The following is a 13,111-nucleotide window of genomic DNA, read 5'->3' as shown; positions in this document are numbered from 1 at the left end:
TTCGGGCCCGGGCCGGGACACGGGCGCCCATCGGGTCCATGATCGGTGCCATGAGCACCTCGGCCCCGCCGCCGGCCCTCCGCCCGACGGCCTCCCGCGACCCCTCGCCCACGGCCCCGATCGACCGCAGCGACCGCCGTCGCTGGCTCCAGCTGATCCTCGGGGTCGTCCTCTTCCTCGTCGCCGAGGTCGTGATGGGGGCGGTCTCGGTCCTCGCCTCCGTCCTCGCCGGCGGTGACGTCGCGGACGGGCCGGCACCCTGGGCGTTCCTGCTCGGCGGTGTGCTCGCCGCGGCGGTCGGGGTCGGCGGCTTCCTGCTGATCGTCGGGCCCGTCGGCCGCAGCCCCGGCCTCGCCCTGCGCGGGCGCGGCAAGCTCGTGGAGCTCGTCGTCGGCCTCGTCATCGGCACCGTGCTGATCTCGCTGAGCGTCGCCCTGATCGCCCTGCTCGGCGGCTACCGGGTCACCGGCATCTCGCCGTCCCCGCAGCTGCTCGCGCCGCTCGCGATCGGCATCGGCGCGGGATTCGTCGAGGAGATCTTCTTCCGCGGCATCCTGCTGCGGCTCATCGACGCCTGGATGGGCAGCTGGGGCGCGCTCGTGCTCACCTCGCTCGTCTTCGGACTGATCCATCTCACGAACGACGGCGCGAGCGCCGCCAGCGCCCTGGGCCTCGTGATCGAGGCGGGGATCCTGCTGGGCGCCGCGTATCTGCTCACGCGCAGGCTGTGGCTCGCGATCGGCATCCACATCGCCTGGAACGCGGTGCAGGCGGGCGTGTTCTCCTCCGTGGTCTCCGGCACCGGGCGGCAGGAGGGCCTGCTGATCGCCGACATCGACGGGCCGACGTGGCTGACGGGCGGGTCGATGGGCGTCGAGGGCTCGCTCGTCACCGTGCTCGTCGGGCTCGCCGCCGGGGTGGTGATGCTGGTCCTCGCGGTGCGGCGCGGGAGGATGCTCGGGCCCGTCGGCCGACGGGAGAGGGACGGGATCAGCGGGTGATCTCGGAGCTCTCCGCCCCTTCAGAACGGGACCCGGCCGACTCCGCCGCGACCGTCTCGCGCCGCAGCCTGCGTCCGGCGACGAAGCCGACGAGGGCGATCGCGATGATGAAGACGATCGTGCCCAGGGTGAGCGCCTCGAAGGCCGCGTAGGGCACGCCCATCGCGCTCGAGAAGTCGTAGGGGACGCCCAGCAGGGTCTCCAGGGTGCCCGGGAACACCGAGACCCAAGAGCCCAGTGCCACGAAGGCCGTGGTCACGACGCCCAGCGCGATGAACACGCCGTTCGGGCCGGGCACGCGGAAGGGCCGCGGCTGGTCCGGGAAGCGCAGGCGCAGGCGCACGGCAGCGGGGATCACCAGCAGGTAGCTGAACAGGTAGGTGGTGATGGCGACGGAGAGCACCACGTCGAACAGCGCCGCGCTCGAGCCGGTCAGCTGCATCGCGGCGATCATGAACACCGTCGCGACCGTGCCGGAGAGCAGGTTGACGCGGATCGGGGTGCCCAGGCTGCGGTGGAACTTCCCGAAGAAGCCGCCGAAGAAGGAGCCGTCGGCCGCGGCGATCGCCTGCATGCGGTCGGACATGATCATCCACGCCGCACCCTGCCCGATGTTCGCGAGCAGGAACAGGATGACGGCCGCGGTGAGCACGACGGGCGCCGCGGCGCCGTAGACGGAGAACACGGTCGCGACCGCGCGCAGCAGACCGGAGACCCCGTCGATGTCGGAATGGGGGATGACCAGCAGGATCGTGAAGACCGGGATCAGGTAGAGCACGCCGGCCATCGCCGAGGAGCGCAGCACGGAGAATGCGACGTCCTTCTCGGCGTTCTTCATCTCGCCCGAGGCGCTGGAGCCGGACTCGAAGCCCAGGAACGCGAACAGCAGCAGCGGGGTCAGGGTGATGAACCCGGTGACGGTGGGGGAGAAGTCGCCGATCGCGAGGCTCTGCACGCCGTGCTGGGCCGCATAGATGATCGCGGTGAGGATGAACAGGGCCAGGAACACGATCTTGCAGACCGCGCCCATCGTCGGGATCCACTTCGCGCGTTTCAGGGACAGGATCGCCGCGAGCACGGTGATCCAGATGAACGCCGTCTTGAAGGCGTAGTCGGCGAACGAGCCCTCGGCGAAGTGCACAAGATGCTCGCGGGCGGCCTCCGCGCACAGGAACGCCATCGACCCGCCCACCCACACGGGCTGCGTGATCCAGGTGAACGCCGAGGCCACGGCCGCGGCGGGGCGCCCGAAGGCCTGGCGCACCCACAGGTACACGCCGCCCTCGCCCACGAACGCGGAGCCGGTCTCGGCGAAGATCAGCGCGTAGGGCACCAGGAAGACGATGATCAGGAAGACCAGCCAGGTGAACGTCTCCGGTCCCTGCGAGGACACCGAGCCGAGCATCTCGAGGCCGACGACGGCCGAGACCACGATGAACACGATGTCGAAGCGCCCGAGCGTCCGATGCAGCACCTGGTTCTGCTCCTCGGCGAAGCGGGTGCTGCCGTCGGGGCCGATCTCGGTCATGCCGGTGCTCTTCTCTGGCGGGGGCGGAGGAGGGGCGCGGAGGGCGTCCGGGTGACGGGACACCGTCTCTGCGCCGGGGCGAGCATAGTCTCCGCGGCCGCGCCCGCGCCCCCGCGCCCTCGATGCGGCCGGGCATCCTCACACCGCGGGTCTCACACCGCGGGTCTCACACCGCGGGCGTCGCGAAACCTCCGTTGGACAGCAGCAGCTGGCCGCGGATCCATCCGCCGCGCTCCGAGACCAGGAACCGCACGAGGTCCGCGACGGTGCTCGGGGCGCCGAGACGCCCGCCGGGGGTCTGGGCGGCGCCGGCCTCGCGCACGGCGTCGTCCATCCAGCCGGTGTCGATCGGGCCGGGGTTCACGACGTTCGTGCGGATGCCGCGATCGGCGAGCTCGTGCGTGCCGGCGAGGACGAGCCGGTCCAGCGCGCCCTTGGTCGCCCCGTACGGGAGGTTGTGGGCGGTGTGGTCGCTGGTGAGGGCGACGACCGCCCCGCCGGGGGTGCCGTCGCCGACCTCCACCTGCTCGGCGAAGGCCTTCAGCAGCAGCCAGCTGGCCCGCACGTTCACCGCATAGTGGCGGTCGAAGCTCTCCACGGTGGTGTCGAGGATCGCCGAGTCCACGGACTCGCAGTGGCACATGACGAGCGCACCCAGGCGGCCCAGCTCGGCGCTCGCCGCGCCCAGGATCCGCGGAGGCTCGGCCGGATCGGACAGGTCGCCGGGGACGAGGACCACGCGCCGGCCGAGGCCGCGCAGCTCCTCGGCGAGCACCTCGACGTCGGAGGGCTCGGCGTTCACGCGCCGGTCGTAGTCGTCGGAATAGCTCAGGGCGAGGTCGAAGCCGTCCTCCGCCAGCGCGCGCGCGATCGCGGCGCCGATCCCGCGGCGCCGGCCCACGCCGGTCAGCAGCGCGGCGCGGGGGAGGGGCAGGTCGTCGGTGTTCTGGTGCGTCATGGGGCGGACGCTACGGCGGGGCGTGCAGGTGGGCAACGGGATTAACGGGCGGCCCGGCCGACGGACAGGAGGGTTGTCCCGGGCCGGACGTGACAGCTGTCAGGGGAGGCGCGGGCCGGTCGCGCCTAGCGTCGAGTGCATCGACAGCACACGCGCCGACGGCGCTCGGCCAGGAGGGTCACCATGGATCGCTTCGACGACAGCTTCCCCCGCTCGGACAGCAGCGACGCGGAGACGGATCTCCGCCGCCGCGCGGTCGACCGCCTGCACGCCCGTCGCAACCTCGTCATGAGCCTCGCCGTGTACGTCGTGGTCAACGGCATGCTCGTGGTCTTCTGGGCGCGCAACGGCGGCGGCTTCTTCTGGCCCTTCTTCCCCATCGCCTTCTGGGGCATCGGGCTGCTCTGGCAGGTGCTCGGCGTCTTCGGCGGCGGGGTGAGCGAGGAGAGGATCCAGGCCGAGATGCGGCGGCTGGGCGGCGAGGGCCGCTGACGTGCGCGGGCGGCGCGGCCCCACGGGTTCCGATCAGCCCGTGATCGTCCCGGCGGGCGCCTCGTAGGGGCTGAAGAACTCGTTGGCCCCCTGCCCTGACAGGGTCATGAGGATCGCGGGGATCGTGACCCCGTCGATCTGCTCGCGGATGATGTCCGCGTGGCCCGCGTGGCGTGCGAGCTCCTCGACCTGGTGGACCAGGTAGTAGCGCTGCAGGATCGGCATGGGTTCGGTGATCCCGAACCAGGGGGCCGGCGCCTCCTGGGACGGCGCCGCCGGGTCCGTCGCCCGCAGGGCGGCGAGGTAGTCCTCACGCGTGGCGTCGAAGACGGGCAGCAGCGCCGCGGCCGACTCGTCCTGCCCGAGCCGCGTGCTGTCCTCGAACTCCACGAATCCCTCCTGCGTCGGGGGAACGAGGCGCGGCCCGTCGGTGAGGCGCTCAGTCGCCCCGCGCATCACGTAGATCGAGTGCTTGATCAGAGCGCCCACCGAGAGCGCGCTGCGGCAGGGCGCGGCATGCGCCTGCTCCTCGGTGAGGCCGTGGATGCTCGCGCGCAGGGCATCGAGCTGTGCGTCGATGTATCCGACGAGGCCGTCGATCTCGGTGTCCTGGGCGGGTGCGTACATGGTGTGCTCCTGGCTCGGTGCGGGGCCGTGAGCGGGACGCTCCGCGGCCATGACCACAGACTGCGCTGCGATGCGGACGATTCCTGTCCCCTGAGACGGGGACCCGCGCGGCGCGCCCCGCGTCCCCGATACCGTCGGCCCCATGCGCATGATCCCTCTCGCCGACGGCACCGAGCTCGCCACCTGGACAGACGGCGAGGCCGGGGCCCATCCGCCCGTCGTGCTCGTCCACGGCGGGCCGGGCCTCTGGGACGACCTCGGCGACCTCGCCGCCCTGCTCTCCGACCAGACGCTCGTGCACCGTTACGACCAGCGCGGATGTGGACGCAGCGTGCCCCGCCCGGTGCCCGACGGGCAGCTGGCCGTGGAGCAGTCCGTCGCCGACCTCGAGGAGCTGCGCGCCGCCTTCGACGCCCAGCACGGCGGCCACGAGCGATGGATCGTCATCGGCCACTCCTTCGGCGCCTCCCTCGCCCTCGCCTACGCGGGCGCGCACCCCGAGCACGTCGCCGCCGTCGGCTTCCTCAGCGGCACGGGCATCGGGGACTGGCGCACGGGCTTCCGCGCCGAGCGCGACCGCCGACGCGAGGGCGCCGGGATCACCGAGGAGCTCGCCCGGCTCGACGCCCTCGGACCGGACGGACGCACCGGGGAGCAGGAGACCCGCTGGCGCACCCTGCAGTGGGCCACCGACTTCGCCGACACCGCCGACGGGCTCGTGCGCGCCGAGCGCCTCGCCGCCGTCGGGCTCGACATCGAGCACACCGCGAACCGCCTGCTGGCGGCCGATCCCGCCGTGGCCGACGATGCCCTCGTCGCCGACCTCGCGAAGACCGACGCGCCCGTCTGGTTCCTCCACGGACTCGCCGATCCGCGCCCGGTCACCGGCGTCGTCGCGCTCGCCGCCCACGCGCGCCGCGGACGCAAGCGGATCATCGAGGGCGCCGGCCACTCCCCCTGGATCGAGCGGCCCGAGCGCACCCGCGAGGTGCTCGAGGAGGTCCTGCGCTCCGCCGGGTGAGCAGGGCGAGGACGACGACGGGCAGGGAGCGCTCGGGAGGCGCGGCTAGACTCCATGGGTCCCCGACACCCCTGCCGCCCGAGGAGGCTCCCACCCAGTGCCGCCGCTGCTCTCGCGCCCGTTGGACGCTCTCATCGCCTCCGATCCGGGTCTGAGCAGACTCCGCATGGGCCTCGCCGGGGCCTGCTGCGTCGCCGCGAACCTCGCCGCCGAGGCACTGCTGGGCACGGCCCTGCACCTGGAGCCCGCCGCACTGCTGCCGACGATGATCCTCGGCGCGGTGATCGCGATGATCGGCTCGAACGCCCTCGCGCGGCCGATGGCCCGCGAGAGCCTGCGCGCAGCGCTCTTCTTCCCCGTCGCGATGGGCGTCGGCCTGGTCGTCGGCACCCTCGTCGGCGACTCCCTGTGGCTCTCGCACCTCGTGTTCGTGCTGGTCATGTTCGGTGCCGTGTACGTGCGGCGCTTCGGCCTCGACTTCTTCTTCTACGGCTTCCTGCTGTGGATGGGGTTCTTCTTCTCGCTGTTCCTGCGCCCGACGCCCGGTCAGCTGCCGCACCTCATGCTCGCCGTGGTGGTGGGCACCGCGGTCGTCACCCTGCTGTGCACCACGGTGTTCCGGCCCCATCCGCGGCGCACGCTCGCGCGGGTCTTCCGCAGCATGGTCGCGCGCCGCAGCCGTCTGCTGCGGCTGATGGCCTCCCGTCTGCGCGCGCAGTCGCAGAGGGAGCGGGACCGGCTGACCCGACGGGTCTTCGACGAGCGCGCCCTGTTCGACGAGATGGTGCTCATGAGCGACGGCTGGGCGGCGAACGCCCGGGCGCTGCCGGTGGGCTGGAGCGCGGAGACCGTGCGCCGCAGCCTGCTCGAGGGCCAGCTCTCCCTGGACCTCGTGGGCTGGGCGTCCCTGCACCTCATGGAGGCGCCGCCGCGCGTGCGCTCGCTCGCGGCGCGGGCCCTGGTCCATCTGGCCGACGGCGACGCCGAGAGCGCCCGCAGGGTCGCCGCGCTGCTCGAACGGATGATGGCGCGCGAGGGCGCTCCCGGACAGGACCCCGCGGCCGACGGGGCGATGGATGCAGGCCGTCTGCGCCGCGAGGTGCGCTCCCTGGTGCGCGGCATCGACGAGCTCGTGCGTCGGCCGGCCGATCCCCATCTGCCCCCGGACCTCGAGCGCAACGCCGAGTTCACCCCGGCCGCTGCGCTCACGGGTCTGGGCATGCTGCCGGGGCCGCCGTCGGTCGCGAAGGACGTGCGCGCCCGCGGCGCCCGCTGGAACCCGGTCGTGCGCGCGCAGGCGACCACGCGGCAGGCCGTGCAGGTCGCGATCGCCGGTGCGCTCGCGATCCTCGCGGGCACGCTGATCAGCGACTCCCGCTATTACTGGGCGGTGATCGCCGCGTTCGTGGTGTTCACGGGCACCGGCACCCGCATGGACTCCTTCGGCAAGTCCCTGAACCGCGTGATCGGGACGGTGCTGGGCCTGGTGGTGGGCATCGCGCTCGCCGCCCTCACCGCGGGCCATCCGATGATCGAGCTCGCGGTCATCCTCATCAGCGTCTTCTGCGGCTTCTACCTGATCCGCATCTCCTACGCCTACATGATGCTGTTCGTGACGATCCTGGTCGCGCAGCTCTACGGGATCCTCGGTCTGTTCTCCGACGCCCTGCTCCTGCTGCGCCTCGCGGAGACCGTCGCGGGCGCGGGCATCGGCGTGCTCGTGGCGCTGCTGTTCGCCCCGGTCAGCACGCGCGACACCGTGGCGCGCGCGGAGCGCGAGGTCGCCGCGTCGATCGGCGACCTCATGGAGGGCACGGCGCTCGCGCTGCGCGAACCCGGCCCGGGGGCCCAGCACGAGGTCGACGCCCTGCTGCTCGCGACGATCGGCGCCCGCAGGCGGCTCGCGCTCGCGGCGGCGCCGCTGACGCGCTACCACCTCACCGAGCACCGTCCGCGCCGGGTGCGCCGCCGGCTCACCGTGGTGGCGACGTCCGTGAGCATCGCCCGCACCGTGACCAGTCGCGTCATGGCACGGGCCGCGAGCGGTGACGCTGTCAGGCCGACGGACCCGTCGGACCAGGTGGAACCGGTGGACCCGCCAAGGGTCGATCCCCGGGTGGCCGACGCCTGCGATGCCGTCGCCGCTCTGGCCCGCGACGTCGCCGATGAGGAGCGCGTGGCGGAGGCGAGCGCCGCCGTCGGCGCCGCACCCGCGCCCGACGAGGGGCCGCAGGACTCCCGCGCCGCCCACGGCTCCCATGCCGCCCGCACCTCCCGGACCTGGGAGGACGAGACGCTCGAGCAGCTGTCGATGCTCGCCCGCTCCCTGCGCGAGATCGGCCACCCGGCCGCGCGCTGACCGACTGACCGAGGGGGCGGGCCGGCGGCCAGCGCCTCAGAGGTGCTCGGTGGGCCTCTCGAGCAGCTCCTCCGCCTCGTCGAGGACCTCCTGCTGCGAGGCGGGGAGATCCGAGGTCTCCGCGTCCACGTCGCCGGTGCCGGGAGAGGCGCTCGGCGCCTGGCCGTGGGCCTCGCCGAGCGCCGCGTTCACGAGGGCCGCGAGCACCACCAGGCCGGCCGCACCGGCCGGCAGCCACATGGCGGCCTGCGCCCCGACGTTCTCGGCGAAAGCCCCGGTCAGTGCCGAGGCGCCGGACTGGCCGACGATCGTCGCCGAGCCCAGCATCGTCATCACCGTCGCCGAGCGCCCGCGCGGGGAGCGGTCCGCGGCCAGGCTGTACAGCGTCACGACCGTCGGCCCGATCCCGATGCCCGCGATCGCCATCGCGCCCGCGGTCCCGGCCAGGCCGCCCGCGAGGCCGAAGGCGATCATCGCGGCGAGCATCAGGGCGGAGAACACGAGCCAGCGCCAGCGGAGCGCGAACCGCTCCGGGAACAGCGAGATGCTCAGCGCGAGGATCGTCGAGCCCACGCCCATGATCCCGTAGACGAGCCCGGCGGAGTCGCCGTGGCCGGTCTCCGCGAGGAAGGCCGTGAGCGAGGTGAGGACCGCGCCGAAGAAGAGGCCGACGCCGAGCGCGCCCGCGACCACCACGAGCACCCGCGCGCTGCGCAGCTCCCGCGCCGGGGCCTGGATCACGGGCGATCCAGTCGCCGGCGCCGCGGCGCGCGCCGTCGGATGCAGAGCGAAGGCGGTGACGAACACGAGGGTGAGGACCGCCGCGCCGATCATCGGGGCCGCGGCGCTCATCGTCGTGGCCAGCAGGCCGACCACGACGGGGCCGAACACGAAGGCGGTCTCGTCGGCCGCGGACTCGTAGCCCATGGTCGCGTTGAGGCTCTTCGCACGGCGTCCCGAGGGCAGGCGGGTGAGGATCAGGTGCACGAGGCGGCTGCGCGAGAGCGGACCGATCTGCGGGGAGGACGCGCCGATCACGAAGCCCACGGCGAGCACCGCGGGATCGGGCAGCGAGCTGAAGGCCACGGCGGCCATCGCGAGCAGGGCCAGCGAGTTCACGATCCCCGCGAGCAGGATGACGGGGCGCTGGCCGATGCGGTCGGCCGCCGCGCCCAGCAGCGGGCCGACGAGCGCCGAGCCGAGGCCCACGACCGCCGAGTTCAGTCCGCCCAGCGCGATCGAGCCGCGTGCGGAGACGACGAGGGTCAGCGTGCCCACGACCATCATCGCGAACGGGAAGCGGGCCACGAACGCGATCGGGAAGTAGGCGAGGCCGGCGGCGCGCGTCAGGGTCGTGGCCTGCGGGGCCGGCGTCGGGTTCTGCGGCGAGGTCATCGATCCTCCGGACGGTGGGGTGCCGCCTTGGACGGCCCGCGCCGGAAGAGATGTGCCGGATGATCTGCGGACCCGAGGTGATGCACTGCTGATGGGACGCACGGAGCCTATCCGGGGGCGCCGCTCCGCGGCCAGGGGTCCGCTCCGGGACGGCCGCGGAGGTCACAGATCCGAGGGTGCGGGATCGCACCTGATATCCGGTGCGTCACGGTATGGCGCACGGCGCACGGGGCACGGGGCACGGGGCACGGGCACGGGTCGTCGACGGGCGGTTGTCACGGAAGGGCCGCTGGTGAGGAGCCATGGCGATATCGCCACGGCTCCCCAGCATCGGCCCGTCCGCGACAGGACCGGCCGGATCCCCCCGCCCTGCCTCGCCTGCGGCCGCCCCTGCCCCGCCTGCATCTCGTCAGCCCGGGCCCATGGCCCCCGATTCGACGTAGGCGAGGAGGGCGTCGCGCACGTATGCGCCATGGCCCCGGTAGGTCGCGTCGAAGCGCGGGTCGTCGGCGTACATCGGCACGAGGTTCCGGATGTACGTCGGCGTCGGGTCGGTGTACCGCGCGAGCCAGGCGACGTGCCGCGCGCAGATCGCCTGGACCTGGGGATCCTCCGGGGGCAGGCCCTGCTCGTCGGCGGAGGCGAAGGCGTCGACGAGGGACTGGGAGAGGGCGCGCTCCGTCTCCTTCTCCTCGGCGCTCATCGAGTTCCAGGCTCCGATCGACCGCCGATGGGCGTCGGCGCCCCAGCACTCGGTCACCTCCTGCGCGAAGACCTCGGGGTCGAAGCCGTCGAAGGTGCGCTCGGTCATGATGCTCTCCTTGCTCCGCAGTGACTGCAGGGTCGTGGTGACCGACGCGAGCTGCCTGCTCAGGCGGGAGATCTGCTCCCACAACAGGTCTGCGTGCTCGGTGAGGGCGTCGACATTCGGGGTGGGCCGGGAGAGCATCTCCCGGATCGCCTCGAGTCCCAGGCCGAGGTCCCTGAGCGCGACGATGCGCAGCAGCACGGCCACGGCCTCGTCGTCGTAGAACCTCTGCCCGGCATGATCCGTGCGCGACGGCGGGAGCAGTCCGCTCGCGTCGTAGTGGCGCAGGGTGCGGGTCGAGATGCCCACGCGCTGCGCGAGCTCCCCGATCGGCACGTCGGCCGGCTACGTCGTCATCGGTTCTCCTGTGCTCGGCCTGTTCTCGGCGTGGTCGCCGGATCATCCTCGTCGAACGCGGCGGTCCCGCGTCGGCAGGAGCGACGCGAGGAGTTGACGTCGCGTCAAGCGCAAGGCCGGCCGTGCGCCGATCTCTGCGCGAGGCCGGATCACGCCACGATGAGGACGATGCCGCCGAGCACGATCGCCGCCCCCAGCACCCGGCGCACCGGGTCCGGCTCGCGGAACAGCCACCAGGCCAGCAGCGACCCCACCACGATCGAGGACTCGCGCGCCGGCGCCACGAGCGAGACCGGCGTGGACCGCATGGCCTCGAGCACGAGGACGTACGCGAGCGGGGAGAGCACGGCGACCACGCCGATCTCCTGCCACCGTCGGCGCAGCACGCCGACCACCGGCAGCGCGCGTCGCCGGCGCAGGGCGCCGGGCGTCATCGCGAGCGCCTGCAGGGTGCAGCCGAAGGAGAAGTAGACGACGGGCGCGAGGCCCCACGCGGTCACCGCGTGGTCGTCCCACAGGGTGTACGCGGCGATGCCGACGCCGGTCGCGGCGCCCCAGGCGATGCCCGTCGACGCCCGGTGCCGCAGGGCGCGCGCACCGCCGGCGGCCACGACCACGATCCCGGCGATCACCACCACGGCCCCCGCGATCGCCGGCCACCCGGGGCGCTCCCCGAGCACCGTGAGGGCGAGCACGACGGTCAGCAGAGGGCCCGTCCCGCGGGCGACGGGGTAGACGACGCCCAGGTCGGCGCGCTGGTATCCCGTCTGCAGGCACAGCTGGTAGGCGATGTGGAAGACCGCGGAGACCGCGGGACCCACCAGCAGCTCCCAGCTCCAGGGCCACCCGGCGCGGGCGAGGAGCATGAGCCCGATCGGCAGCCACAGGACGGCGGAGAAGACGTTGTACCACCACACGAACACGTACCCGTCGCCGCTCGCGCGTTTGGCGGCGAGGTTCCAGAGGGCGTGCAGCACAGCCGCGGTGAGCACGAGCGTCAGGGCGGAGGGCGTCATGGGCGCTCGGCCGCACTCACGATCGTGCGGGCGTGGGACGACATTCGAGAAGGCTACGCGGAGGCCCTTGACCTGGAGCGCGCTCCAGCATCCATGCTCATGCGCATGGCACGCATCGCAGCACCCGCACCCGCCCTCCCGACGACGCCCGCACCGCCCGCCCTCGGCACCATGCACATGGGCACGCGACTCGACGAACGCGAGAGCTTCGGCCTCCTGGACCGCTTCGTCGAGCTCGGCGGACGCTGGCTCGACACCTCCGACAACTACTACTTCGACCAGGACCCTTCGGGACTCGGCGGGCAGAGCGAGGCCGTCATCGGCCGCTGGCTGCGCGCGAACCCCGGCGCCCCGGTCAGGATCAGCACCAAGGTCGGCGCCGAGCCGAACCGTCCTGGTGGTTTTCCGGACGATCTCGAGGGCCTCGCGCCGGATGCCGTAGACCGCGCGCTCTCCCGCAGCCTCGAGCGCCTCGGCGTCGACGCCGTCGACCTCTACTGGGCGCACATCGAAGACCATGACGTGCCGTTCACGCAGGTCGTGGACACCTTCGGAGTTCTCGTGGCCGACGGGCGCGTGCGCGCCTGGGGGCTGTCGAACCATCCCTCCTGGCGCCTCGCCGTGGCCCGGCTCCACGCCCGCGAGGCGGGCCTGGCGGGCCCGTCGGCCTACCAGCAGCGCTTCTCCTACCTGCAGCCCCTGCCCGGCACCGAGGTCGAGGGGCAGCCCGTGGAGCTCGGCATGCTCGGCGCCGACGGTCTCGACCTTCTGCGCCGCGACCCGGCGCTGACCGGCTGGGTCTATACCCCGCTGCTGCGCGGCGCATACGACCGCGCGGACCGTCCGCTGTCCACCGAGTACCGCCATCCTGGCAACGAGAGGCGCATGAAGGCCCTCGCCGAGGTGGCGGGCGGTCGCGGGCTCAGTCGCGGCCAGGTGGCGCTCGCCTGGCTCACCGGCGGTGCGCCCGCCCTGGTGCCCATCATCGGCGGCAGCCGGATCGAGCAGCTCGACGAGGCCTGGCGAGGAGCGACCACCGTTCTCACCGCGGAGGAGAGGGAGACCCTCGACGCTGCGGGGTGAGGGCCGACGCCGTCGGAGGGGGCGGACTCGCTCCGCGACCGTCACCCCTGCACTCAGTCGCGCGCTCCGTAGTAGGCGATCTTGTCGTCGAGCACCTCGAGGGCACGCCGCGTCGCCCGCTGCCGCTCCTCGAGCTCGGCACGCCGCTCCCCCAGGAAGGCGACGCGATCCGTGGGATCCGCGCTCTGCGTCAGCAGCCTCGTGAATCGTCGCAGGTCGTCGATCCCGAGGCCGGCATCGCGCCGGCAGGTGACGATGCCGATCCAGGCCACGTCGTCGGCGGAGTACCGGCGTCGGCCGGCGGCGTCGCGTGCGATCGGGCCGATCAGCCCCTCGCGCTCGTAGTAGCGCAGGGTGTCGAGGCTGAGCCCGGTCGCGGCGGCTGCATCCGCGGGGGAGCGATCGGCGCTGTCCGGGTCGACGGCGCTGCGGGGCTGGTCGGCGGCGTCCATGCCCCGGAGAGTAC

12 protein-coding genes are annotated in these 13,111 nt (G+C 73.1%); 5 read left to right on the top strand and 7 right to left on the bottom strand.

From position 1 onward, the window contains the following. The first annotated feature begins 50 nt into the window (after positions 1 to 50). Positions 51 to 1,001, top strand: a complete 951-nt coding sequence (locus M4486_RS13040) for a CPBP family intramembrane glutamic endopeptidase (RefSeq protein ID WP_249477676.1) — start codon at positions 51 to 53, stop codon at positions 999 to 1,001. On the opposite strand, the gene M4486_RS13035 is transcribed toward M4486_RS13040, so the two are convergent. Together M4486_RS13035 and M4486_RS13030 are read right to left on the bottom strand one after the other, a co-directional pair. Continuing rightward, complete coding sequence (locus M4486_RS13035) at positions 991 to 2,529, bottom strand: APC family permease (RefSeq protein WP_249477675.1); 1,539 nt, start codon at positions 2,527 to 2,529, stop codon at positions 991 to 993. The genes M4486_RS13040 and M4486_RS13035 overlap by 11 nt on opposite strands. 166 nt (positions 2,530 to 2,695) lie before the next feature. Continuing rightward, entirely contained in the window at positions 2,696 to 3,487 is a 792-nt protein-coding gene (locus M4486_RS13030; protein WP_249477674.1) for an SDR family oxidoreductase, read from the bottom strand. A 183-nt stretch (positions 3,488 to 3,670) separates the two neighbouring features. Between M4486_RS13030 and M4486_RS13025 the strand changes: the two genes are divergently transcribed. After that, complete coding sequence (locus M4486_RS13025) at positions 3,671 to 3,979, top strand: 2TM domain-containing protein (RefSeq protein ID WP_249477673.1); 309 nt, start codon at positions 3,671 to 3,673, stop codon at positions 3,977 to 3,979. A gap of 33 nt (positions 3,980 to 4,012) precedes the next feature. On the opposite strand, the gene M4486_RS13020 is transcribed toward M4486_RS13025, so the two are convergent. Then, positions 4,013 to 4,606: a mycothiol transferase gene (locus M4486_RS13020; RefSeq protein ID WP_249477672.1), complete on the bottom strand. Its 594-nt coding sequence runs from the start codon at positions 4,604 to 4,606 to the stop codon at positions 4,013 to 4,015. Between the two features lie 142 nt (positions 4,607 to 4,748). Between M4486_RS13020 and M4486_RS13015 the strand changes: the two genes are divergently transcribed. Next, positions 4,749 to 5,627 (top strand): alpha/beta fold hydrolase, encoded by an 879-nt coding sequence (locus M4486_RS13015; protein WP_249477671.1) that lies wholly within the window; start codon positions 4,749 to 4,751, stop codon positions 5,625 to 5,627. Between the two features lie 97 nt (positions 5,628 to 5,724). Further along, positions 5,725 to 7,986 (top strand): FUSC family protein, encoded by a 2,262-nt coding sequence (locus tag M4486_RS13010; RefSeq protein WP_249477670.1) that lies wholly within the window; start codon positions 5,725 to 5,727, stop codon positions 7,984 to 7,986. 36 nt (positions 7,987 to 8,022) lie between these two features. Here M4486_RS13010 and M4486_RS13005 read toward each other — a convergent pair whose 3' ends face one another. The 3 genes from M4486_RS13005 to M4486_RS12995 all read right to left on the bottom strand — a co-directional run bounded on the left by M4486_RS13005 (position 8,023) and on the right by M4486_RS12995 (position 11,562). Next, the gene (locus tag M4486_RS13005; RefSeq protein WP_249477669.1) at positions 8,023 to 9,381 is read right to left on the bottom strand and encodes an MFS transporter; all 1,359 of its coding nucleotides are present in this window, start codon (positions 9,379 to 9,381) and stop codon (positions 8,023 to 8,025) included. 409 nt (positions 9,382 to 9,790) lie between these two features. Beyond that, positions 9,791 to 10,525 carry a MerR family transcriptional regulator gene (locus M4486_RS13000; RefSeq protein ID WP_249477668.1) on the bottom strand — a complete coding sequence of 245 codons (735 nt, stop codon included), beginning with the start codon at positions 10,523 to 10,525 and terminating at the stop codon, positions 9,791 to 9,793. 170 nt (positions 10,526 to 10,695) lie between these two features. Beyond that, positions 10,696 to 11,562 carry an EamA family transporter gene (locus tag M4486_RS12995; protein WP_249477667.1) on the bottom strand — a complete coding sequence of 289 codons (867 nt, stop codon included), beginning with the start codon at positions 11,560 to 11,562 and terminating at the stop codon, positions 10,696 to 10,698. 105 nt (positions 11,563 to 11,667) lie between these two features. Here M4486_RS12995 and M4486_RS12990 point away from each other — a divergent pair, with 105 nt between their 5' ends. Further along, the gene (locus M4486_RS12990) at positions 11,668 to 12,645 is read left to right on the top strand and encodes an aldo/keto reductase (protein WP_249477666.1); all 978 of its coding nucleotides are present in this window, start codon (positions 11,668 to 11,670) and stop codon (positions 12,643 to 12,645) included. Between the two features lie 53 nt (positions 12,646 to 12,698). Here the strand turns inward: M4486_RS12990 and M4486_RS12985 are convergent, their stop codons facing one another. Next, positions 12,699 to 13,097, bottom strand: coding sequence for a MerR family transcriptional regulator (locus M4486_RS12985; RefSeq protein WP_249477664.1), 399 nt, complete (start codon positions 13,095 to 13,097; stop codon positions 12,699 to 12,701). Between the last annotated feature and the right edge of the window lie 14 nt (positions 13,098 to 13,111).

The organism is Brachybacterium kimchii (assembly GCF_023373525.1).
Lineage (GTDB): Bacteria > Actinomycetota > Actinomycetes > Actinomycetales > Dermabacteraceae > Brachybacterium > Brachybacterium kimchii.
Note: the sequence above shows the minus strand (reverse complement) of the source record. Positions and strands in the feature narration are given on the sequence as shown.